This is a genomic window from Sphingobacterium ginsenosidimutans (assembly GCF_039536865.1).
Lineage (GTDB): Bacteria > Bacteroidota > Bacteroidia > Sphingobacteriales > Sphingobacteriaceae > Sphingobacterium > Sphingobacterium detergens.
Genome location: NZ_BAAAZK010000007.1, coordinates 456,164 through 478,958 on the forward strand (window position 1 = coordinate 456,164; position 22,795 = coordinate 478,958).

The 22,795-nt window shown below is 38.3% G+C and carries 27 protein-coding genes; 16 read left to right on the forward strand and 11 right to left on the reverse strand.

All coding sequences use genetic code 11. From position 1 onward, the window contains the following. Positions 1-14 precede the first annotated feature (14 nt). The 4 genes from ABFX33_RS14230 to ABFX33_RS14240 all read left to right on the forward strand — a co-directional run bounded on the left by ABFX33_RS14230 (position 15) and on the right by ABFX33_RS14240 (position 4,002). Positions 15-1,652: a tetratricopeptide repeat protein gene (locus tag ABFX33_RS14230; RefSeq protein ID WP_346086545.1), complete on the forward strand. Its 1,638-nt coding sequence runs from the start codon at positions 15-17 to the stop codon at positions 1,650-1,652. 119 nt (positions 1,653-1,771) lie between these two features. After that, a complete protein-coding gene (locus ABFX33_RS14235; RefSeq protein WP_346086546.1) occupies positions 1,772-2,839 on the forward strand; it encodes a phytase in 1,068 nt (355 codons plus the stop codon). Between the two features lie 140 nt (positions 2,840-2,979). Beyond that, complete coding sequence (locus ABFX33_RS26725; RefSeq protein ID WP_373564902.1) at positions 2,980-3,060, forward strand: integrase core domain-containing protein; 81 nt, start codon at positions 2,980-2,982, stop codon at positions 3,058-3,060. Between the two features lie 393 nt (positions 3,061-3,453). After that, on the forward strand, positions 3,454-4,002 hold the full coding sequence (locus tag ABFX33_RS14240; protein ID WP_346086547.1) for a hypothetical protein: 549 nt from the start codon (positions 3,454-3,456) through the stop codon (positions 4,000-4,002). A 476-nt stretch (positions 4,003-4,478) separates the two neighbouring features. Here ABFX33_RS14240 and ABFX33_RS14245 read toward each other — a convergent pair whose 3' ends face one another. Next, positions 4,479-4,694, reverse strand: a complete 216-nt coding sequence (locus tag ABFX33_RS14245) for a hypothetical protein (RefSeq protein ID WP_147420323.1) — start codon at positions 4,692-4,694, stop codon at positions 4,479-4,481. 423 nt (positions 4,695-5,117) lie between these two features. Between ABFX33_RS14245 and ABFX33_RS14250 the strand changes: the two genes are divergently transcribed. Beyond that, positions 5,118-6,110 carry a hypothetical protein gene (locus ABFX33_RS14250; protein ID WP_346086548.1) on the forward strand — a complete coding sequence of 331 codons (993 nt, stop codon included), beginning with the start codon at positions 5,118-5,120 and terminating at the stop codon, positions 6,108-6,110. A gap of 346 nt (positions 6,111-6,456) precedes the next feature. On the opposite strand, the gene ABFX33_RS14255 is transcribed toward ABFX33_RS14250, so the two are convergent. Then, on the reverse strand, positions 6,457-6,882 hold the full coding sequence (locus tag ABFX33_RS14255) for a hypothetical protein (RefSeq protein ID WP_346086549.1): 426 nt from the start codon (positions 6,880-6,882) through the stop codon (positions 6,457-6,459). 192 nt (positions 6,883-7,074) lie between these two features. Continuing rightward, complete coding sequence (locus ABFX33_RS26730; protein WP_257090375.1) at positions 7,075-7,314, reverse strand: DUF3885 domain-containing protein; 240 nt, start codon at positions 7,312-7,314, stop codon at positions 7,075-7,077. Positions 7,315-7,418: 104 nt separating this feature from the next. On the opposite strand from ABFX33_RS26730, the gene ABFX33_RS14260 reads away from it, so the two are divergent. Next, positions 7,419-9,635, forward strand: coding sequence for a S41 family peptidase (locus tag ABFX33_RS14260; protein WP_346086550.1), 2,217 nt, complete (start codon positions 7,419-7,421; stop codon positions 9,633-9,635). A 164-nt stretch (positions 9,636-9,799) separates the two neighbouring features. On the opposite strand, the gene ABFX33_RS14265 is transcribed toward ABFX33_RS14260, so the two are convergent. Continuing rightward, on the reverse strand, positions 9,800-10,312 hold the full coding sequence (locus ABFX33_RS14265) for a ClbS/DfsB family four-helix bundle protein (protein ID WP_346086551.1): 513 nt from the start codon (positions 10,310-10,312) through the stop codon (positions 9,800-9,802). 226 nt (positions 10,313-10,538) lie between these two features. On the opposite strand from ABFX33_RS14265, the gene ABFX33_RS14270 reads away from it, so the two are divergent. After that, positions 10,539-10,961: a PD-(D/E)XK nuclease family transposase gene (locus tag ABFX33_RS14270; protein WP_346086552.1), complete on the forward strand. Its 423-nt coding sequence runs from the start codon at positions 10,539-10,541 to the stop codon at positions 10,959-10,961. 214 nt (positions 10,962-11,175) lie between these two features. On the opposite strand, the gene ABFX33_RS14275 is transcribed toward ABFX33_RS14270, so the two are convergent. Further along, entirely contained in the window at positions 11,176-11,607 is a 432-nt protein-coding gene (locus tag ABFX33_RS14275; protein ID WP_346086553.1) for a hypothetical protein, read from the reverse strand. Positions 11,608-11,732: 125 nt separating this feature from the next. Here ABFX33_RS14275 and ABFX33_RS14280 point away from each other — a divergent pair, with 125 nt between their 5' ends. After that, positions 11,733-12,200, forward strand: a complete 468-nt coding sequence (locus ABFX33_RS14280) for an HAD domain-containing protein (protein WP_346086554.1) — start codon at positions 11,733-11,735, stop codon at positions 12,198-12,200. A 322-nt stretch (positions 12,201-12,522) separates the two neighbouring features. Here ABFX33_RS14280 and ABFX33_RS14285 read toward each other — a convergent pair whose 3' ends face one another. Next, on the reverse strand, positions 12,523-13,293 hold the full coding sequence (locus ABFX33_RS14285; protein WP_346086555.1) for a tRNA(His) guanylyltransferase Thg1 family protein: 771 nt from the start codon (positions 13,291-13,293) through the stop codon (positions 12,523-12,525). Next, positions 13,283-13,729, reverse strand: coding sequence for an AAA family ATPase (locus ABFX33_RS14290; RefSeq protein WP_346086556.1), 447 nt, complete (start codon positions 13,727-13,729; stop codon positions 13,283-13,285). Before ABFX33_RS14290 ends, ABFX33_RS14285 begins: the two co-directional genes overlap by 11 nt. 315 nt (positions 13,730-14,044) lie before the next feature. Between ABFX33_RS14290 and ABFX33_RS14295 the strand changes: the two genes are divergently transcribed. The 3 genes from ABFX33_RS14295 (at position 14,045) to ABFX33_RS14305 (ending at position 16,241) form a co-directional block, all read left to right on the forward strand. After that, a complete protein-coding gene (locus tag ABFX33_RS14295) occupies positions 14,045-14,791 on the forward strand; it encodes a hypothetical protein (protein ID WP_346086557.1) in 747 nt (248 codons plus the stop codon). A 123-nt stretch (positions 14,792-14,914) separates the two neighbouring features. Then, the gene (locus tag ABFX33_RS14300) at positions 14,915-15,502 is read left to right on the forward strand and encodes a Crp/Fnr family transcriptional regulator (RefSeq protein ID WP_346086558.1); all 588 of its coding nucleotides are present in this window, start codon (positions 14,915-14,917) and stop codon (positions 15,500-15,502) included. Between the two features lie 55 nt (positions 15,503-15,557). Next, entirely contained in the window at positions 15,558-16,241 is a 684-nt protein-coding gene (locus ABFX33_RS14305; RefSeq protein WP_346086559.1) for an MBL fold metallo-hydrolase, read from the forward strand. A 218-nt stretch (positions 16,242-16,459) separates the two neighbouring features. Here ABFX33_RS14305 and ABFX33_RS14310 read toward each other — a convergent pair whose 3' ends face one another. Beyond that, positions 16,460-16,777 carry a nuclear transport factor 2 family protein gene (locus tag ABFX33_RS14310; RefSeq protein WP_346086560.1) on the reverse strand — a complete coding sequence of 106 codons (318 nt, stop codon included), beginning with the start codon at positions 16,775-16,777 and terminating at the stop codon, positions 16,460-16,462. 21 nt (positions 16,778-16,798) lie between these two features. After that, entirely contained in the window at positions 16,799-17,590 is a 792-nt protein-coding gene (locus ABFX33_RS14315) for an SDR family oxidoreductase (RefSeq protein WP_346086561.1), read from the reverse strand. Positions 17,591-17,718: 128 nt separating this feature from the next. Here ABFX33_RS14315 and ABFX33_RS14320 point away from each other — a divergent pair, with 128 nt between their 5' ends. After that, the gene (locus ABFX33_RS14320; protein ID WP_346086562.1) at positions 17,719-18,084 is read left to right on the forward strand and encodes a winged helix-turn-helix transcriptional regulator; all 366 of its coding nucleotides are present in this window, start codon (positions 17,719-17,721) and stop codon (positions 18,082-18,084) included. A gap of 283 nt (positions 18,085-18,367) precedes the next feature. Here ABFX33_RS14320 and ABFX33_RS14325 read toward each other — a convergent pair whose 3' ends face one another. Beyond that, on the reverse strand, positions 18,368-18,604 hold the full coding sequence (locus ABFX33_RS14325) for a hypothetical protein (protein WP_346086563.1): 237 nt from the start codon (positions 18,602-18,604) through the stop codon (positions 18,368-18,370). A 68-nt stretch (positions 18,605-18,672) separates the two neighbouring features. Here ABFX33_RS14325 and ABFX33_RS14330 point away from each other — a divergent pair, with 68 nt between their 5' ends. The 4 genes from ABFX33_RS14330 (at position 18,673) to ABFX33_RS14345 (ending at position 21,676) form a co-directional block, all read left to right on the forward strand. Next, complete coding sequence (locus ABFX33_RS14330; RefSeq protein ID WP_346086564.1) at positions 18,673-20,406, forward strand: amidohydrolase; 1,734 nt, start codon at positions 18,673-18,675, stop codon at positions 20,404-20,406. An 8-nt stretch (positions 20,407-20,414) separates the two neighbouring features. Continuing rightward, on the forward strand, positions 20,415-20,567 hold the full coding sequence (locus ABFX33_RS14335) for a hypothetical protein (RefSeq protein ID WP_346086565.1): 153 nt from the start codon (positions 20,415-20,417) through the stop codon (positions 20,565-20,567). After that, on the forward strand, positions 20,564-21,367 hold the full coding sequence (locus ABFX33_RS14340) for a transporter (protein ID WP_346086566.1): 804 nt from the start codon (positions 20,564-20,566) through the stop codon (positions 21,365-21,367). The genes ABFX33_RS14335 and ABFX33_RS14340 overlap by 4 nt, the downstream gene beginning before the upstream one ends. Before the next feature lie 120 nt (positions 21,368-21,487). Beyond that, positions 21,488-21,676 (forward strand): SDR family oxidoreductase, encoded by a 189-nt coding sequence (locus ABFX33_RS14345; RefSeq protein WP_257090402.1) that lies wholly within the window; start codon positions 21,488-21,490, stop codon positions 21,674-21,676. A gap of 65 nt (positions 21,677-21,741) precedes the next feature. Here ABFX33_RS14345 and ABFX33_RS14350 read toward each other — a convergent pair whose 3' ends face one another. Then, positions 21,742-22,716 (reverse strand): helix-turn-helix domain-containing protein, encoded by a 975-nt coding sequence (locus tag ABFX33_RS14350; protein ID WP_346086567.1) that lies wholly within the window; start codon positions 22,714-22,716, stop codon positions 21,742-21,744. Between the last annotated feature and the right edge of the window lie 79 nt (positions 22,717-22,795).

The window sequence follows — 22,795 nt, forward strand, 5'->3', positions numbered from 1 at the left end:
ATGAATAGCGCAGTATGATAAAAAAGTTGATTGGCTTATTCGTGATAATATTTTGTGCAAGGGAGACTTCCTTTGCACAAAATACAGCCTCCATCCATGAGATTGCAGAGGACTTACTAGAAGAACGGGAACCACAACGCTCAGATGCGCTATTTATACGACAAGACGAGCTTTTTAAGCAGGCCCGAGCCAATGGAGATTTGCTACAGGAGGCCCGAGCATTGCAGCGCATGGGCCAGATTTGTTATCAGATGGGCTTATTCACACAGTCATTACACTATCATCTCAAAGCTGATGAGATCTTTAAGTCTGATAAAAATGAACAACAGACCGCGGACAACCTCAATGATCTGGCACTACTTTTTCTTTTAACCAAACAGGAAAACGATGCCCGGCAAAGCTATTTTAAAGCTTTGGCAACCTTTCATCGCCTGCGCAACGAGAAGGGTATAGCACGAACCTACGCCAACATAGGGCATTTTTATGAGAAAATAGTCAATTATGATAGTGCCTATTTCTACCAAGAAAAAGCAATGGAAGTGTTTGATCGTATTGGTGATGCCGAAGGCGTAGCCTTGGTTCATGAAAACCTCGGGAGCATTTATGAAGACAAATTGGAGTTAGATAAAGCCTATTTTCATTTTTCCAAAGCCTTAGTCTGGTTTGAGCAAGGGAGCAATACCGAGATGCGCATTGATGTGTTTAATAACCTAGGCGATGTATACCGCAAGAAAGGCAACTACAAGCAGGCTTTATACTATACACGACAGGCTGAAGTCTTGGCCAAAAATACCAATTCGTACAGTAGACTGAGTAGCGCTTATCGGGATCTGGGAAAAACCTATAATTTTTTAAAACAGAGCGATAGTACTTTTTCTTACCTGGAACTGAGCCGGGTTTATTTTCTCAAATCCTATTCAGAAGAGAGCAAAAATCAGGAAGCCCTATTAAAGGTAATCTATGGCCTGGATCGAAAAGAACTGCAGCTCGCTGAGATGGAGCAACAGGAGAAGATCTCCTGGGCGATCTACCTTGTTTCGGGCATTGTTGCAACATTTTTTATTCTGGCTGCAGGCATTATTATCCGAAACCAACGGCACCGGATGCGACGGGAGAGCCAAACGCGTTTGCGTGAAGAAGCAATCCTGAAAACACAGCAAGAACTTCTGGAAATTGATCTAAACAACAAAAAATTACAGGCGGAACAACTGAAGGAAAGTGTACATAACAAAGCCCGTGAGATTACGGTACATACACTACAGTCTATTCAGAAGAACCAGTTGTTGGAAGATATCGGTGTGACCTTGAAAGAGATGATCAAAAGCGATGGGCGTAGTTACAAAAAAGAATTACGTAGTTTATTGAATAAGATCAATCAGAATTTTCACAAAGATAACTATTGGGAAGATTTTAGACGGATTTTCGAGGAAATCAATCAGGATTTTTTTGATAAACTCCAACAAATTAATCCTGGCCTTTCGGCGACCGAGATCAAATTTATCTCCCTTATAAAACTCAATATGAATGGGAAGGATATTGCAGCCCTTCTAGGGGTTTCGAGTGATAGCCTCCGCGTGTCACGATATCGCCTCCGAAAAAAATTAAAACTGGAGCAGGGCTGCAGTCTAACAGCCTTTATTCAATCCATTTAATAGGTAATGTTGCTTTTTTGTTGCTAGCAAAAGGTCCGTTGTTCACTATTTGTAACGGTATATCTAGGTGTAATTCAATATAAAAGTGGCATTTTGGCCTACACTAAAGTAAAAGAAATATGAACAATTTGAGAACATTATTTTTCACACTACTAGTCTTATCACTGGCTGCATGCAAGAATAAACAACAGTCCAAAAATGCGGGTAATCCGGATACCTTACAGACGACCGTGATCACTGACAAAGTACAGCACGACACGGATGATCCTGCTATCTGGATCAATCCAGTTGATGCAAGTAAAAGTCTTATTATCGGTACAGATAAAGACAAGGATGGTGCCCTATACGCCTTTGATCTTTCAGGCAAAATCGTGAAGCGTGTGGGCAATATCCAGCGACCTAATAATGTGGATATTGCTTATGGCATGACCCTGAATAGTAAAAAAATTGATATTGCAGTCACCACAGAACGTGAAGCTAATAAAATCCGGATCTTTACTTTGCCCGATCTCCAAGCCATCGATAATGGTGGAATTGACGTTTTTGTGAACGAGCAAGATCGCGCTCCAATGGGTATTGCCCTGTACACGCGGCCTTCGGATCAAGCCATTTTTGCCGTTGTCGGTCGTAAGTCTGGACCACAGGACGGGTATTTATGGCAATATGAGCTAAAGGCTGTCAATGGAGCGATTACAGGGACTGTGGTACGCAAGTTTGGAAAATACAGCGGTAAGAAGGAAGTCGAAGCCATTGCCGTGGATAATGAACTAGGGTTTATCTACTATTCCGATGAACAATTTGGTGTGCGAAAGTATGTGGCCGATCCAGCAGCAAAGGACGACGGCGAACTTACTGTATTTGCACAGGAAGGCTTTTCTGCCGATCACGAGGGGATTGCCATTTATAAAACAGGCGCAACCACAGGCTATATTTTGGTTTCCAACCAAGGATCCCAAAGTTTTATGGTTTACCCTCGCGAGGGGAGCAACAGTGATCCGGACCGCTATGAGCTGTTAGCAGAGATTCCGGTAAGTGCGATGGAGACGGATGGAGCAGATGCAACAAATGTTAATCTAGGTCCCAATTTTCCACAGGGAATTTTTGTTGCCATGAGTACGGATCGAACCTTTCACCTATATGATTGGCGATTACTGCACAAAAAGATCTTGGCGGCAAGCAAAAAATAATATTATAGGTTTTACCTAACCTTGCTAACATCTTCACTTTTAGGAAGGATCTGTCTTATCTTATTTGAGGTAAACTGATCCTTTTTTTATTTCACAGCTGAATACCATCACGGACTTTCTGAGCGATAGCCTGGCAGCCTATGCAAAACACTTATATTGAACGGTTCAATAGAAGTTATCGCAAAGAAATTTTGAATGCTTCTCACACGTATAATGTTTGAATACGCGGATTTGAAAAGAAATCCCGCGGATTGTAAATGAAATAACCCTATCATTTTTATTTTGTGTAAACTTGAATAGCAAATCTTTATAGAATTAAGAGAATTACTGTTTTATGGAGTATTAGAGACCGAAAAAATAAGGATACTTAAAGATCAGATTTGTATAACTGCTATTTATTATAGGTTCAACTAATAAAGGATCAAAAAGTAAGAATTTGTTTGAATTTCTTGCTGAAACTTCACAGCAGCTATTAGGACGGCTTTAAAAATGTTCAAGAAATTATTTCAAAAAAAACCGCACCTGCGGAGCAATACTTAAAGCTGCCCCAAATATAGTTGCCGAAGCTATTTTGTAACATGACGGAGTAGCTACCGAAATTTAAATACTTTCCAATGGACATAGTAAAACACATTCAACAACATTATGATAATCTAGGCGTAGAGCTTAGAAAACTTTCGATCGAACAAATAGCGAATTTGAAGCTGGCAGTATTTGGTTTTTACTTTCTCTTACCCAATTTTGAAGAGGTTATGAAAAAGTATATCCAAATCGATATTGATAAAAAAAAGTTAATTGTTGACATTAAAAATAAAAATGTAGCAGATTATCGAAAAGCGATTGAAAAAAGCAACGCTGAAACTGACGAATATGCAGATGATTTTGAAGAGGCCGAACCTATTGAAGTTTTTATATTGGAAGCCTTTGCCGACGCCACTTCTGATTTAGATGATGTAAAAAGTTTAGAAAGATTATTTTATGGAATTATTGACGCATTGGATTGCTATGAAAATTTTTCAGATAATCCTGAATATTGGAATAATTTGGTGGAAAAAGAAATTATCTTTCAATTGGAAATACTGAATATTATAAAAAATCAAGATATCTTCGATATTTCCATCTATCAAAAAAAATACATCAATGTCACTTTTAATGAGCTTTAATAAATAAACTTTATGATCTCACACCTCGGGCCAAACCGATTGCCCTAATATCTTAACAAGCATCAGCGAATAAAATCATTGTTCACGTTTGCAATGCCATTGGCAGCGACGGGGGCAAATGTTTAAGCGGGAAAAGATCAAATCAAAATAGAATAAGTTTAGCGAAAATACCGTATGCTCTCGTATGGCTTTACCAAAAGCTTGATCTTCATAGTCTTTTTTATGACCTTGAAGAGCTGCTAGAAAAGCTTATAAGGTGTTGGCATAGTTCTTCATTCTACTAGGTTCCCTCCACTGCTAAATATATTCAAAATCAGTAAATGAAAAAAATCTACTTGTGAATTTGATTTTGCATCCTTATGGGGGAGATGAAATTCATAAGGATAATTTGGATGTAATAACTATATATAGCACAGCTGCTATAGTTATAATTGCGGCAATAATAAGTTTACTAAATTGTATTTCAAGAGCGATCGTTAATTCTCCTCAGCTTTTTTCATAATATAAATAATTCCAGAAGTTCCGCCGGAGCCGTTATAGTTATCAGTTAGATCGAATGTATTTACTAATTCATAGCCAATTTTAGACATATAGTTCAATATAGAGGCATACGACTTTTTATTGGTCAATATTTCGGAAAGCTTTTCACCTTCCGCGATCTGTTCATCTGAGTCACCTAAGTCAACTTTCACCTTTAGTTTTTTTGATAGGAATTTTCCTTCTACACGTATATAGGCATACGAGAAAGTGTTATGTATTTCATTATTTGCAGAGTTGGTAGTGGATTGGGCAAAGCTACTACTTAGGCAACAGATAGTAAGTAAAATAATTAGAGATAATTTATACATAATCGATTTTATTTTAATAATAAGACCCTTGAATTTACAAAAGAGGATTTAAATAGACAAAATATATAACTCAGTAACTATAATTTCCATACCTATTTTGTACCTTGATAGCACATGAGTAATCTAGCTATAAGGAAGTCAAAATATTATATATAGGTAATAATTCAGCTTACAGGACAGTCCTGCAGATTGCGATCATTTTTTTTGCACTAAGGAAGACGCGATTGAACACTGTCAAAGAACTAATAGACATATTATGAAACTCTAATGAAGAAATTATATTTGATCATATTCGCGCTCTTTGTGCTGCTTATAGTCATTCTTCTTTTCAGCCACTTAATGGTTGCCATTGTACCGATTATCGGTGCAATTATAGTTTGGTTTGCCTGCAAAACTTCTATCAAGCTTATTAAGACTACGGTGACACCGATCAATGCCGTTAAGGAGGGCTTAGTTAAGTTACGCGGTACGATCACCGCTCCCGAAACCTTTACCACGCCATACTTTAAGCAAGAATGTATTGGCTACCATTATAAAAAGGCAAACGTAACTTACGACAGTGAAACAGGTACAGAACATGAAAACAATGCAACCATTGAAGAAGAATTTCAGGACTTTGTTATCACGGATAGTACAGGAACAATCAAGGTGACTTCACAGCGATTTAACCTCTCATTTTTACCAGTTAAAACAGACATAGTTCATAACATCAAATATGGAGAGGATGATATAAAACACAGTGAAGGAACGCTAAAAAAAGGGGATACAATTTCGGTAATGGGCTATGCACAGAAAAGTGCAGATGAAAGTTTCGAAATAATTGAACAGCTCAATAACCCTGTGGTGATCAGCAATACAGCTTTCGAAAATAATAGCCGAAAATCATTCAAGGTTTTCAAGTATCTATTACCTTACATTTTGCTGATGTACTTTTCGGTCAACTATTTTGTGTTTTTTGCTCCAGTAAAACACTGGCCGCAGAATGATGCCTTAGTGGTATTTGGCTTCTTTGGGGTGCCTATTTTAGGGTTGATATTTGGTATTATAGGCAAAAGGGGAACTGGATATCTCAACGTATCTTTCACTGTTTTAGGGGGAACACTTCTTCTCGTTTCTTTACTAACTTTTCCTTTGTTATGCCTACTTCTTATGACTAAAACAGCATTCTACACTATCGTTTGTGTATGGCTTTGCATTTTCATTTCTATCTTACTGGGGGTAGGCATCAATCACAAAAAACTGACCGATCTCAACGAATAAAATCTCAAGACAAGTCCAAATCTGAGATTTAATGCAAATTTTTATTTTCGAATATACTCGCTGTAGCTTTTGATGTACATTACCTTGATTCAGGTGTATTCCATTGTGGGATGCCGATAAACATCTCGTTTATAAATTATTCTGTATATCGCTGCATTCCGGCTTCTTCCTTGTCAAAGTAAGCCTTTATTTTTGAGCAAACTTTAGGATTGTAGCAAAACTTGACTCGCAGGTTTTCAACCCATTCGCCCCGGATTACAATAGTAATCAACCTTTTTGTATCACGGGCCAAACCAATTACGATGATATCTTTGCTCATTCCGGCAAACCAATCAATTTATCGCAGTCATGAATTGTCATCGGGATTATACTTCCTATGATGTATACCTATTGCAACTCCAAATCCAACAAGTGTGGACCATATGATGACAATACTTTCACGGCCGTTTAGGAATGTGAATTTAGATAGGGGATGGGCGTGTATATATTCTGCTATTGGCCATACCAGTAAAGATAGCCCAATTATTATTGCCATTGAAAGCCAAAACTTTGGAAAAGTCAGGATGACATTTGTATTTAGTGTAAATAGTATTGCAGCTAGCGCCGAACCAATATACATGGTATACAATCCCATTGGGAAAAGGATAGATACAGTGATGCCAACTGTGATGACAAAGATGACAATACTCAAAAAACAATGTAGCAATATACCAGTCAATTTTTTTGGAAAACTGATCTTATCAAAATTACTTAATGACACGGCTAATGACATTAATATGGGGATAAGGATAAGTGACCAGTCCCATTTAATGCAAACTAAAAAAATTATGCTTGCCAAAATACAGCAAAGCGATGTCATAGCTATTCTGATAATTTGCATACACCTATTTTTAGATTTAAGTTCCTCAATACCGATCCATTTTTCCTTCGTACCAATTTACACAAACAAAATTGTAATCTGATTTTATAAGAAGAGCTTTTCTATTTGTGCCCTGTCATAGTCAAGAATCCAGTTTTTGTGGTTTTCGTCAATTGGTTTCAGTATTTCAATATTAGTAGCGACAAGATCAAGATCTCTGTCATTGTACCTATTAAAAAGAAGTTTTTTATTGATGTTTAGAAAGTAAATCTCTTTGTTCGAAATTATATGATTATATGCTAACCTTGGGAATCTTGAAGGAAAGTCCTGATTTGCAATTGCCAATAATACGCTATATTAATTCAGAACCTTTGACTTCTAATTTAATATTATTTAACGTTACAACATAAGTATATTGTCTATATTGTATTCGATAATAAACCTGTATTATGAAGAAAGTAATATTGCCTTTTCTGTTGACCGTTGTTTTGACTATCTTTCATTCAATTTTTACCTATGCGCAACAGATAAAATCCTATAATGTTGATCAGCAGATTATTAAAAATGGGCTGCCGGCAGGTTGGTTCTTAGCGGAATCCCGAGGCTATTCTTTCACCGTTGAAAGACATAGCAAGGACGCCGATAAAACACAGTTAAAAATTAGCAGTGTACGCGATAGCAATGGGTATTCAGGTGTTTTGATGCTGAATATCCCTGAAAACCTAGAAGGTAAGGAAATTGCTTTTGAAGGAAAAATCAAGACAGAGCATATAGCTCCTGATGGATTCGCCGGATTATTTCTCCAATTAAAACCCAAAGTTGATGTTGAGAATATGGAGTTCCAGAAATTGAATGGAACACATGACTGGGAAACATTTGGTGTCAGGCTTAAGTTAAAACCAAAGGAAACACGGAGTATTGCCATTGGGACCTTTATCGTTGGTAAAGGGACCGCCTGGTTCGCCGATCTTACCCTTAAAATAGATGGTAAGGATTATACCAAGGCGCTGCAATACCCAAGCATAAACAAAGCAGATACTATTTATAATTTCAATTCACAGTTGAAGGAAATTTCATTAACGAATGATAATATTGCTAAGTTAGCCCATACAGCTCAGATCTGGGGGATGTTAAAATATTTTCATCCTGCCGTTACTTCGGGGAAATGGGATATGGATACGGAGCTTTTCAAATTTATCCCAAATCTGTTGGCGAGTAAGGATCAGGCTGCTACCGAACACCTTTTGAGTGAATGGATCCAGCATTTTGGCCCCTTTCAACCATCTGTGGAGCAATCAACCATTACTGCAGAAAAAATTGCAGCAGCAGCCAACAATGAATGGATAGATAAATTGCCCTATTCCAGTAAGCTCAAAGAAAAGCTTACAGCGCTGTCCCGTGTGATACCAGTAGTACCGAACCAATATATAGACTATTTTGAAGGTGCTGGCAACCCCCAGTTTCATGAATACAGCTATAAAACTGTTCAGCTTTCTGACGTAGGTTTTCGACTTTTGGGGTTATTCCGATATTGGAATGCCATGCAATATTTTAACCCTAACCAAAAGCTCTCCGCACAACCATGGGATCAAGTATTGACAGATTTTATACCGCTATTTGTCGGAGCGAAAACCAAAGCATCGCTGGATGGAACTTATCTCAAGCTTTTTTCAAAAATCAATGATACCCATGCATTTTCTTACCTTTCAGACTACTATCATAAAGATATATTTGGTCCACGTGCTGTAGGATTTAAGAGCGGTTTTATTCAGAACCAGTTGGTGGTCACAGGGCTGTCAGATGATCAGTTCAAAACTGGGCAGGAGTTACAGCTCGGCGATATTATTATGGAGATTGCTGGAAAGCCCGTTTCAGGTATGATTGATTCATTGGGACCATATGTCGCTGCTTCCAATGAAAGTGCACTAATGCGTGACCTTCCGAGTCGGATGTTAAGAACTGCAGATTCCCTATTAATGTTGAAGATTCACCGCGAGGGTAGGGAATCGGTTTTTTATATCCCCACACGTGCTATTGAGTCAATAAAATATACGGATGCAGAACCCAAGCCCGCGATCCGGAAAATGAAAGACGGCATTTTGGTGGTCGATATCGGTGTCTTTAAGGATTCAGATACCCAACGGCTAAAAGATAGCCTGAAAGGACAACGTGGACTTATCTTGGACTATCGTAATTATCCTTCGGCGAGCATGCATGACGAATTGCGTAATATGATCTTTCCATTAGAAAAAGACTTTGTAATATTTTCAACGAGTAAAGGTATGCCTCCCGGACAGTTTAAATACACTGATCCCGTCAAGGCCGGAGCGGTAAATCCGAAAGCTTTTACCGGTAAAGTCGTTATCTTAATTAACGAGCGCGCTCAGAGCGCATCTGAATTTCAGGTGATGGCATTTCGTACTATACCCGGATCTATGGTTGTTGGCTCTCAGACAGCGGGAGCGGACGGCAATATCAGTTGGATTCCACTTCCACTGGGCTATTCAACAGCTTTTTCGGGTATAGGAGTATATTATCCTGATAAAAGCGAAACACAGGGGATAGGCATTGTACCCGATAAGATTGTATATTCCACTATTGAGGGGATACGGAAGCATCAGGACGAGGTACTACAGGCAGGTATTGATTTGATAATAAAACAATAGGCAAAAGTTCTCATCCCATCCGATCGCACATACAACAAAGCAATTTACTTCCGCAAGTCAAGATCATTATGAAAATGGAAATAGGGATAATTAATCTTTATGCAATCCGAAGTAATCAGGATTGATTTTCAAGTTTTTAAATCCTGTCCATTTGGGCAGGATTTTTATTTGATGTTATGTACTTTTTTCCACTTACGAATCCTCCCTCTTGCATTGGTATAAGGCGAAGACGTGTTAAATTGGATCATTCTCCCCAAAGTCCATTTCTCATACCAGGAAACCTCATATAATTCAGTATTAGATTTTTGCTCAATTAGATAAAGAATTTTAGAAACCGTTTCATCTGATTTACTACACAATGTATTGAAGTCAATGCCTTCATAATCTTTGTAAAACTTCTGAGCCAACTTGCCGAGTTCATTCCACTTATAGCCTGTTTCAGGAAAATCTATTGGCTCATTAATATCTTTTTTGCGATTCCATTTAAGCACCAATTCTCCCCATCCAATCAAATAAGAAACAAGGTTATTGATGCTTATTGTAGTATCTTTTGCATGTCCTTCTAAATCTGCGATGTTAGTTAATTCAACAGGTATGGTCGATAATTCATTTTTCAGCTTGTTGTAATTCGTTTCAATAGCTTTTTGTAATTCTTCTTTGTTAACTGGTACAGCCATAATCGGGCGAAATAGATTTTTACCAAATTTACAAAAGCTATTAAAGAGTTTACTTAAAATAAGAAATGATTTGCTTTCGCATATATACCATTTTAAGACGTGTTGGCGAACGTTATTCCAATTGTACAAATGTAAAATATTGGGCATTGCAAATGAAACCCCAATTATCTGTTGCGCTCTGTGACAAATTGACCAAAGAAATATTTTATGATAATTAGGATATAAGATGATTTCGCTTCCATTGTTTAATAAACAGCCAGAGGAGCTAAAGACAGTTATGGATCAGTGGTTGTATTTACTTAAACACTTGAGCACCATGGATAGATTGCCATCATTTTTGGATAAAAGAATATTTGGTCTTATCTTTGAGATAGGAGAGATAGGTAAATTAACGGAGGAGGAACTCATGTCATACGAAGCAAGTTTAAGACATAAGCGTGATGCTGAGAGCGTATTCAATTCGGCTAAAAAATCCGGAGAAGCATTAGGCCACGCTAAAGGTTTGGCAGAAGGTAAAGCTAAGGGTTTAGCGGAAGGGGAGCGTAGAAAAGCACTTGAGACTGCTAAAGCATTTAAGGAAATGGGGCTACCCACAGCTGATATTGCTAAGGGTACAGGGCTTTCTGTCGAAGAGATCGAAAAACTCTAGTACATCAGGGCTGGCATGCCTATCAATGAAACTTTACTTGCAGTAGATTGGAACCGTAACAAGCATACCAAACTTTTTGGTTTAGATTTTCCATTTCTTTAGTGTTTTCTGACTTCTTTCAGATGCCACTGCAATTCTTCAGGAACTAACGCAAAGGCAAAGCTAGAGACCCCAAAATCTTTTGAGAATAATTTCCTATCATTCTGCCAAACTGTTATATGATCCCAATAAGCCAAAAAGAAGGAAATACGATTTTGGCTCTTCTGTTATCAATGGTATCCCAGGATACATTTTGTTTTCTGTACAGATCGGCATCAATATTCATTGACATGATATCTTTAACAACAATGAAATCGGAGGAGTCCAAGTTATTTTCCTCCATCATCTGTCTGGTGATGACTTCAATGTTAGGTTCTGTCAACGTATTTGAATACATGCCCAAATCAAAGTAAAGTTTATCCGTGTTGTCCACAGCAATTGCGCCAACATAACTGTCGATTCCATTTTGTTTGACCTGCTGCCATTTATGAGGAACTTCAAGCGTAAATAGACCAAAATCCATTGTCTTTGTGCGATATGGATCTTTGCACCCAACAACGAGGATAGTGAGGGCCGAAATGTAGAATAGTTTTATGACCTGTTTCATGCTATGGCTTGTGTTTTGAATTTACAAAATTAGGCTGAACTATCAATCTATGGCTAATATTTTTTATTATTAAATCGCAAGCCGGTGGAGTGGAAGTGCCAAATTAATTATTAGCTTAGTGCAATATGATTTTCTTTTTAGATATAGACGGTGTCATGGTACATGCCAATCCACATCGGCAAGTAGAGCAGGCGACCGATGGTTTTTATGTATTCAGTAGCGCCGCTGTTGAAACATTTAATGCTGTGTTCATCCCTAAAGAAGATCAAGTAATCCTCTCTACCTCGCATCGATTTAAATATAGTTTAGAAGAATGGAAAAAACTGTTCGCCGATCGGGGAATTCAGATAGATTCGCTTGCGCTGTTGGAAGATGTTGTACAGAAAGTCGACCATCGCTATACGCGTAAGGATGAAATATTAGATCAGATTGCGTGTCAAAATATCCGACCAGAGCAAATGATCATTATAGATGATGACAAATCATTAAATGATTTGCCACAAGTACTAAAGTCAAGGCTAGTATTGACAACTTCTTATATCGGATTGGCGGAAATGGATTTGCCCAATTTGAAGAATATACTCAACCGGTAGTTTCAGACAATAATTTCTTTATTCATTACATCGTCAATTAGAGCCAGTTTTTAATTGAGTTTGTCTTTTTCATTTACTGAATATTCCATCGCGTCAATGACAAAATTAGTCTTTGGATCAGCGTGCAAGAAGTCAATCAATGATTGATGATTGATCACAACTAAGTTATTACGTATGGAATCCAAAATAGCGGATTGGCCCAAGCCTCAGATAACATCGGTATTGATACAATTAATAGAAATAGTATCTTACGAATCCAGGAAATTTTCATCGTATTAGTAACAAATAACCACTTTGTAATTTGCACAATCATATTCCTGATTTATAGAATTTCGTACTTTTGAATCAGCTCAGCGATATAACGATTATAAGCGTCCCCCATGGGCAGTTCCATATCGGCGGTCAATTGTCTCCGGGTAACCTCAACTGTTTCGTTTGATAGCGGATTGATGCCTGTTGACTTCACATTCTCCCAATATATTCCGATTCCTCTTTTTTGCCAGTGCGGTAGATCATTGAAATTTATGCCATACGTATGCAGCAATTCGTTTTTCATCGAAACACTAAAACCTTCAATTCGTTTGGTAGCTTCATTTTTATTATGCCCATCTCGCCTTAGATTCCAGTAACAATGTGCATTTAACGCATTTCTGTGTGCATCTTCATTCCGCCATCTGAAATAGTCTTCCACAAGCAGCGAATTGGGCAGTTCGGAAATTCTACAATCGAAAGCAGCGACATCGCCCAGCATTGAGGAGAATTTGGCACTTGCTTCGCCAGCCAAGATAGAAATCAGTTTTCTGGTTTTTCGCCCAAAAGTATTCTCATGCAAGTGGAATAACAACGAGATTTCATCGCTTTCAGTAAATCCATATATGATATTAAACCCGCAGCACATGAGGTGTTTGACTGTTTCGACCATCATATCCCTAAATCTCTCATCGAATGGCGCTTGGAAAGGATGTTTTTCTTTTGTCAGTTTCGTAAAATTCCTACCATCGATCCGTGCGACCATATACATTCCAGGTAGGACCTGCCTGTCCTGATAAGTCTCATAAATACGTAATTTCTTATCTAGATCATCAAACTTCATTTTGCCAGTCTTTTATTATAAATCCTTCTGCATCTAATGACACATAATATAATTTGTCAAAACCTTCATCGAGAGCAGGTATTTGTAACTTCTTATGCGTACCGCGAATGCCGATATCAGGAATCCTTTCTTTATTTATCCTCGTACTATTTCTTTCCAGCGAGGACTGCAGGCTAGAGCAAAAGTAGTAGCCGATAACTTTGTATTTATATGCTTTAGCTATTTCAATATACTTTAAGCGATCTAGCCTGGTCGGGTTAGTATTATCTACTACAAAGGCTTGCTGGGTTTCCAAACACGTTTTGATGAATCTATTTTCTTTATTGCGCGTATTGAGGAGATCCATTGAAATTCGAACATGGCTATTAAAATGATTTTCTTTGTAGAAAGAACTCTTTCCGCTCGCTTGGATCCCGCAATAAATGATCATTTCCATCTAATAATAACTAAACTTTTCCCATAATGACGCGTCCACTAATAGTAATTTTTAAAGGTTATCTTTTCGCCTTCCATGAAATATGGCTTCCTATTTTTGAATTTACAAAACAGGATTTAAAAGACAAAATATATAACTCAGAAGCTATAATATACGTATCCATTTTGTATCTTGATTGAGTATGATTAAACTTGACTCAGTTAAATGGAAGATAAATTTATTTGATTCTGTATTAAGTAATTAATTTACACAGGATTGTTGCAAGTTGAAATTTTCTTTAATTTGTGGCTTTAAAATTTATAATTTCTTCAATTTATGCTTTTCATTTATACGCGTTACGAATACATTCTAGGAAGTAAAGAAATCATTGCAACATTAAAAAACGAGACGAAACCGCAGCGTTTCAATCTCCATATCATTACGCCTGCGACTAAATTTTTAGGATTTCCAGTTGGAGGTGGTTTAGTAAAAATGTCCCGATTAGTAAATCCACAAGGACAGGTTATCCACGCTAGAAACTATTCGCCTGAGATAAAAGAAGAGGTAAAAACATTTAAGAAGACGCTAAAAATTCCATATTTCAAACTATGGAAGGGATATTTGATTATTGCCTCAATAGCAATTGCTGGATCTATTATTTATGGTATTAAACTCAATTCAGATGGCAAAAAATACCGCAACGAAAAAGAAAATCTTGCTAAAGCAGCACAGCAATTGCAAACAGGACAGCTTTATGGCGCTAGTTTTTTTACCGATGTAGAGGGAAATAGCATTCAAGGATTACCAGCTGGTTGGGTCAAAATTATAAGGATAGAAGGCGATACTGTTTTTGTGCAACGTTCTAAAAAAATGTCAGATCGTGTTATGTTTGAAATGAAAGATTTAGAATCAATCAAACCCACATCCGATGCAGACTGGAATGATCACATCGAAAAAATGAATTATCCTTTATTTAAAGAAGCTGCCCGCAATAAAAACTTATCAGGCATAGATTTATTATATATTGGTGAAGGCCACGATACATATTCTGGAGTTATTATGTCGTTTAAAGGTGTTGAATAATTGATTTTGGAAAAACAACAAGAGAAAGAATAGGAGGTATGATAATGTTAAATTTGTACACAGGTGGAGTAAGTAAGCTATAAGTGGTGAGAGAAAAATAAAAAAGGACAGATAGAAGGTGTAATGACTGACATATTAATAAATTACCTTTCCTCAACAGGAGCGTTCTCAGATGAGGAAATCAGCTTTTCAATACAGTTCTTTAAACCAATTCACCTAAAAAAAGGTGAGTTTTTTATTCATGAAAATGAATACTGCAATCATATTGGATTTATCGCTAGTGGTGCTGTCAAAGCCTACGCTATTGACCAGGAAGGAAAAGAAAATATAACTTGCTTCAAATTTGAAAAAGAATTTACAGGCTCTTTTACGGAGTTTGTCACACAAGAAAAATCCAGAAGAAGTATCCGGGCTGTTGAAGATAGCGTAATCTATAAAATCAGTTATCTTGATTATCAAAATCTGCTTGCTCAGGTGACCACCCTGAATGGTGTTGTAAAATCAGTGATGGAACAGGAGTATAAACAAAAGGAACATTATCTGCTAAACTACAACAATAGGTCGGCTTTGGACAGATACCGTCAGGTTCTTTCTTCCGACCCTGAGCTGGTCCAACGTATATCGGTGCAGGATCTGGCATCTTACCTTGGCATCACACAACGGTCACTTACACGGGCGAAAGGACAAATCTCAAAAATCAAAGTATTATAGGACAAATGTCCTTTTGCTGTAGGGGACGATGGGCTAGATTTGTACGCAAAAAACTATGTTACGTCAAATTGCACCTGAGGTGTTTCAAATCTCTCTCATGCCAAGAAATAGTATCAACTGCTATATTATTGAAGGTGTGCTGGTAGACTCTGGAATCCGAAGTTCTTATAGTACAATAAAAAAAGCACTATTGAACATCCCGGTTCATCAACATGTATTGACGCATGCGCACGCGGACCATCAAGGCTGTAGCGATCAGATATGCTCAGAATTTGAGCTACCTTTATGCTGTCATCCCCGTGAAATTTTTAAGACCCAAACGGGCCTGGTTACAAAGGACTATCCACGGCCGCAACATTGGATAGCAAAACTTCAACAGCGATATTGGGCGGGGCAGGGACATCAGGTAGATCGCACGATTGCTGAAAATGACTGGGTTGGAAACTTTAGGGTAATTGAAACCCCAGGGCATTCCCCCGGACATATTTCTTTATTCCGAGAGCATGATGGTGTACTTATCATCGGCGATGCGGCAACAAATATGAATCTGCTCACGACACTACCAGGACTGCGGTTACCACCAAATGTCTTCACCTCTGATCAACAGAACAACATCCAATCACTTCAGAAGTTAGCAAAACTCCACCCTTCAATTATCTGCTTCGGGCATGGTCCAATCATGCGCAATTCAGAACGAAAATTTGAGCAGTTTGTCGCTAATTGTAGTTATCTATATTAAAAGTATGCGTACAAGGATTCATCGTTCAGCTGGTATTCGAACATTTTCGCGTATTCATCCTATTGAATTAAAAGCCACCTAGGGTAAAAGAATGAGATCATTTCTGTTGATTTTGATGGTGAAGTAGAGTTTCTTGCTAATGGTATCTTCAAAGCTTTGGATATCAAAAAAAGCTGGAGCAAATACTTCAGCTTTTTTGAATCTAATTGTTTTAGATTCTATTCAGTAATTTTCAGTGATTGAATAAGCCCATTAGAAAGCTGAAAATGAAATTTTAAAATGACTGGACTTCCAGGAAAAGATCCAGAAATTTCCGCGGATAGCATATTTTCTTTTTCGTCATAATCCAATGGCTCCATTGTAGCACTATATTCCTTATTGGATTTGTCAATCCATTGTTCAATTTCTACTCTTCCGTTATGGGTTTTGCCTTCGTCAAAGACTACCGCGGTTTCCGTAAAACATTGTGTATAAGCAGCACTATCGAAACTGTTTTGCCTTTTTACTAACTCGGCGATTACTTTTGGTAAGTTCATATGTTCTATTTTTAAATAATATTAAATTGTTGGTACTGTTCCACCATCGATTATATATTCGGTTCCTGTTAGATAGCTGGCTCTCGGTGAAACAAGGAAACCAACGAGTTCAGCCACCTCTTCAGGTTCAGCGGGTCTTCCGAAAGGGATTCCACCCAATGCGTCCATTACACCTTGTTGCGCTTGCTCCACTGTACTGTTAGCGTTTCTTGCAATTTCGCCCAGCCATGCTTCCGAAGCTGTGGTATTGATCCATCCGGGCGAAACAGTAAGTACACGAACCCCTTTCGGTGTCACCTCATTCGATAAACTTTTACTGTAGTTTCGCAGTCCTGCCTTTGCAGCAGCATACGGCAAAGTTGAATCATATAGCGGCAATCTCCCCTGAATTGAAGCTATATGGATGATAACGCCTGTTTTCCGATCGATCATTTGCGGTAAAAATCCTCTATCTAGACGAATCGGAGCCAAAAGATTAGCCTGTAGCGTAGATTCCCAATCCTCATCGCTTAGCGCTGCAAACCCGCCTGCAGGGGTTGATGAGCCTCCAAGATTGTTTATCAAAATATCCAGTCTCCCATAGTTCGTAAGGATCTCGCTGATTACTTTTTGGGCACCTTCTACTTTACTCAGATCGGAGGCAATGAAATACAGATTAACGTTTTCTCTTTCAGGTGCATTTCTTGCGGTTATAATCACTGTTGCTCCAGCCTGTAGCAGTCTTTCTGCAATTGCTCTTCCGGTACCTTTTGTGCCCCCGGTCACCAAGGCAATCTTGCCTGATAATTCATTGTTAAAATTAAATTGTCCCATTTTTACGAATTGTTTATAGGACAAAATTGGGGTATAAAAACAGTTGGCACAAGTACGGAATTACGATTCATATAGGGATAAATTTTTCCCCTATTGTGCAATTCGGAACATACCCCTAATTTTGGAATATGTATGAGAGAAAAATAATTCCGAATCTGAACTGCGGTCTTGATCTGATCGGTGAAGTTCTTTACGGTAAATGGAAAATACGTTTGCTCTGGTTTATTGAACAGGGATATAAACGACCAAGCGAATTGCAGCGTAAGATTCCGGACGCTTCGCGTAGGGTTTTAAATATCCAGTTAAAGGAGTTGGAAGACCACGGATTGATTACAAAAAAAATATATCCCGTTGTACCGCCAAAAGTTGAATATAGTCTTACGGATTTCGGCAAGACATTGATTCCGATTATTTCAGCATTGGGACGCTGGGGAGATGAACATGAAGAACTTCTGCGTTCGCTGATTTTAAATCGTTTAAAGTCGGAAAGTTGATCTTGCGATATTCCAGTCAGCTGCCTCCCAATACTATATTTATGGTGTTGCATTTATTTCTGGAGATCTCCAGAAGTAAGTAGGATCGAGCGTAATAACATTGTTTTTTAAATATTTATTGCTGCTTTTGTCAAATCCGCTCGGAATTAAAGAAATATACTGAAGATCAGGGTCGGCAGGCCGATATCTACTCTCTGTGTTAAACTGACTCTTATTCGTGCATTGAATCCAATATAAATTCTTGGCCTTATCTCTTTTTTGTTTGGGAGCCATTTTTCTGAAGCTAAGAAAAGAAGGAAAGACCTTCAGGGATATTAGGTTGGCAAAGGAAAAATTGTCCTCCTGCGATAGCATGATAAGTGTAACTGTCCACTTCAATGGCAAGGACGGCACTCATGCCAAGCCTGTTGAAGAGTAGAAAATCCAGATGTGTCAAGTGATGGCTTGCATATTTTGCTTCATCAGGTTTCAAGAGTGAATAGACGTCGATCAGGCTTCTTAATGGAAAATGGAGGAGCACTGGTTGTGATATAAAGTAAAACAATTAACTACTTTAAAGGTTATATTATTAAATATTAACCATTTAAAATGGAATCAATTTTAAAATATCTATTTTTTCTTTTACCTATTTTTATTTTAGGATGTAAAAGCAATAAGGATAATGGTGATGTCATCTATTTCGGTGGCAATATCATTACCATGGAAGATAAGTTCCCACAGGTCGAGGCTTTGGTACTTAAAGGTGGAAAGATCATTTTCGTTGGCCCTAGAAACAAAGCGGATGCTTATGTTGGAGGAAATACCGAGAAGGTAGATTTAAAAGGAAAAACATTGCTTCCAGGCTTTATTGATGTGCATGGTCATATTACTTCGCGCGCAGGCATGGAACAAGCTATAGATCTCTCACCAAGTCCATATGGCACAGTGAATTCCATTCCCGACCTTCAGAAGACCTTAAAAGCTTCTATTCAGCGTAAAACGCTTGATTCTTCCGTTCCCATTTTAGGAAATGGATACGATGATGCTATTATGAGCGAGCATCGCCACCCGACCCGCAAGGAGTTGGATGCCGTCAGTATGAAAATCCCTATCATTGTCATTCATGCTTCAGGGCACGCCAGCGTAGTCAATAGCCCGATGTTGGAATTATTAGGTATTGCCGAAAACGTCCAAGATCCCGAAGGGGGGCATTATGGCAGAGATCCGCATGATAATCGGCTGAATGGCAAACTAGAGGAAAATGCCTCCTTTGCGGCATTAGTAAAATTAACCGAAATGATGCCCAAACCCAAGTCGGTTGACAGTGAGTTATCACAATCCATGAAAGATTTTATCAAAGCGCAGGATGAGTGGCTTAGTTACGGTCAGACGACTATTTGTGATGGACGCTCAATGGGCGTTAGTGTAGGAATGTTGAAAGAAGCGGCCGAAAAGAACCTCTTAAAGGCAGATGTAGTTTATTTTCCCGATTTTGAAGCTAACAAAGCCATGTGGGAATCCTTTAAACCGAACTACATGAAATACATAAAACGGCTAAAATTCGGCGGATTCAAATTTTCAGATGACGGTTCACCACAAGGAAAGACCGCTTGGTTAACAGTACCATACCTGATCCCACCCGAAGGACAATCTGCGGACTATAAAGGTTTTCCGATTTTTTCAGACGAAAATTTATATAACGATCTGAAAACAGTTTTTACAAACCATATTACAGCGCAGCTTCATGTTAATGGCGATGCGGCAATAGATCAGGCACTTCGGGTAATTGGTAGACTGAAAGAAGAAGGACTTTATAAACCCGAGATGAGGGCGACGTTAATTCATGTCCAGAATAGTAGACCAGATCATATCGCCAAAATAAAGGAAATCGGTGTAATACCATCCTATTTCTCTTCACATGTCTATTTATGGGGAGACTGGCATTACCAAAGTGTCTTTGGTCCAAAGCGGGCAGCATTCATTAGTCCTGCTGCATCGGCAAAAAAAGCTGGTATTTTGTTTACAATTCATCATGATAGTCCGGTCACCCCACCGGATCTATTGACAGGAGTTTATGCCGCGGTCAATCGGACAACGCGTTCGGGGATGGTATTGGGGCCAGACGAACGGATAGATGTAATGGATGCATTGAGAGCAATTACGATCAATGCTGCCTATCAGTATCAAGAAGAGAATGAAAAGGGATCTTTGAAAGAAGGAAAATTAGGCGATTTAGTAATTTTAAATGAAAATCCGCTAACAATCGCGCCTCAGAATCTGCGCGAGATCAAAGTCATTGAAACCATCAAAGAGGGGAAAACAGTATTTAAAAGAGATAAATGATTCGTGATATGAAAAAGATATTTTATGTGCTTCTATTTATATTGTCGGGGGGGAAGTTTATGGTCAGGGGCATTATAACGGTTCATCGTTTAATCCCAACGATTATTTTGCTCCGCATGAAGGGTTTATTATTCCAGTCTGGTATGGCTATGCCAATATGAATTATTTCAACGGTCAGGGCAAAAAGACAGATCAATTGATTAATCCAGTTCCTGGCAATCCCACGGCTTTGCAAATCGAACAAAAGGTGATCACTCATTCTTTTATCCTGATGGCAATATACGGCGGAAAGGGAAAGATATTGGGCGCTAATTGGGGACTGATGATTATCCCGACAGTAAACAGTCCTACCGCCAATATTGCCTTGGACTACTATTCGCAGCAGACAGGCCCCGGAAGATATGTTTTTACCAATAAGAGTTTAGGCTTTGGCGACATGTATGTGCAGCCAATCTGGTTATCATGGAAGCAGGGGAAGTTTCAATATGCATTAAATTATGGCCTATGGGCGCCAACTGGCAAATATGAGCATGGTAGTTTAGACAATGGGGGGCATGGTTATTGGTCACATAATATACGTGGTGCTCTTAAATATAAACCAACCTCCAAGATTAATTTAAGTATTGCTCCGACATTAGAAATCAATCAGTGGCAAAAAAATACTGATTTTAAGGAAGGAAGTCATCTTACGTTTGATTTAGGTGGTTCCTATGTACTGAATTCCCGGGGAGACGAAGTGGGACTATTTGGCAATTATTCCAAACAAGTGTCCGATGACAAGGGGACGGTAGGCAGTTTTCTTTCTGACCAAAATGCGGGAATAGGTGCGTTCGGATCCTATTGGCTTGTACCTCATAAAATTGGTATAATGGCTCGAATAACGCAGAATTTTGCGACGGAAAATAGATTTGGTGGGGTTGCCTTTCAAACGGGCGTAAATTTCCTGATACCAGCAAAGTAACTCAAGTTTTTGTACCCGTGGGCGTTCTCCTTGTATATAGTAAAATGGTCTGATTACTAAATCTTACCCTCCACAATTATTCTTCGATGTTCTCTACCCCAGTTAATCATTTCCGAGATTATGACCAAACCAGGATTGGACAAAAAAACATTGGAAGGTCTTGATGAATGGTTAATTAGCGGAATCCCTTTACAGAAAATGGGAACTGCGGAAGATGTTGCCAAAGCTGTTATTTACCTGTCAGATAACAATGTGGCAAGCTTCATGACCGGAACGGAAATCCTTATCGACGGCGGAATGGTTTTATAATTGCGTCGTGCTCTCCTAGGATAAAAAGAGCTACATAATCGATAAGAGTACAAACGAACACTACCTTACCGTCTGACTTTACTTGGCGCCATGCCGAACTTTTTCTTGAATGCTTTACTAAAGTGCTGTAAGGAACAGTAACCCAGTTCAAACGCTATTTCAGTGGCTTGCTTTTTGCCTTCCAATAGATCGTTCTTTGCCAGATCTAAACGTAGGTCAGATAAATAGGAAAAAGCAGTTTGATTAAATATTTCCTTAAACCCTCGTTTTAGCTTATATTCATTAACCCCCGCGATTCTCGCCAATTCTATCAACGTTGGGGGCGACTCGATATTCTTAACCAGATAATCACGGGCGTATACAATTCGTTCTTTATCATAATCATGTTTTATGTATTTTGAGATTGAACCTTGATGATGATTTAAAGACTCTGCTTGCAAGACAAGCAACTCGATGGTTTTCGAAAGAAGAAACAATCTCTTTAACCCACCAGAATAATCACACCTCAAAATCGAATTGATACAGGTTTGTATTGGCAGATCAATATTTAGACTAGAATTGGAGAAAGCAACAGGAGTTCCTGAAACTATTTTATCAGCAAACCGCTTTAAGGATTCGTTTCCATCTTTTGAAATGGTTAAAAAAGAATCTTTTTGAAATTGCACCATAAATGATTTCATCTGCAAACCATCAAATTTCATTGTACCTTTAGCCTTGGTTCCATAGAATAAATTGTGCTGATTACCATTTAATTCAAAGCAATTGCTCATTCCGTTCTGTACTATTGAAGTTCTTCCTTGCAAATTAAAGTGCATGGTTACCAGTTCTGAATCTCCTTTCCAATCCAATTCTGTCGGTTTATCAAGATCAGTTTCGGAATATAAGATCTTAATACCATCGAAAAGCCATTGTTTAGCAGTTAATTGTCCAAAGGGAATATTCGTTTTAAAGGTATTTTCTTTAAAACCATGACTACCAAAATCATTCTCATCAAAGGCTATTTTAAAAGCCTTTTTATCATTTTTCAGTTCAAATCCCATTGCGCCCTAATTTACCAGTTTAACTCCATTTTTTGCAAGCGCATTTTTTGATCGCGCGGTACTTTTGTCAAGTGAGATA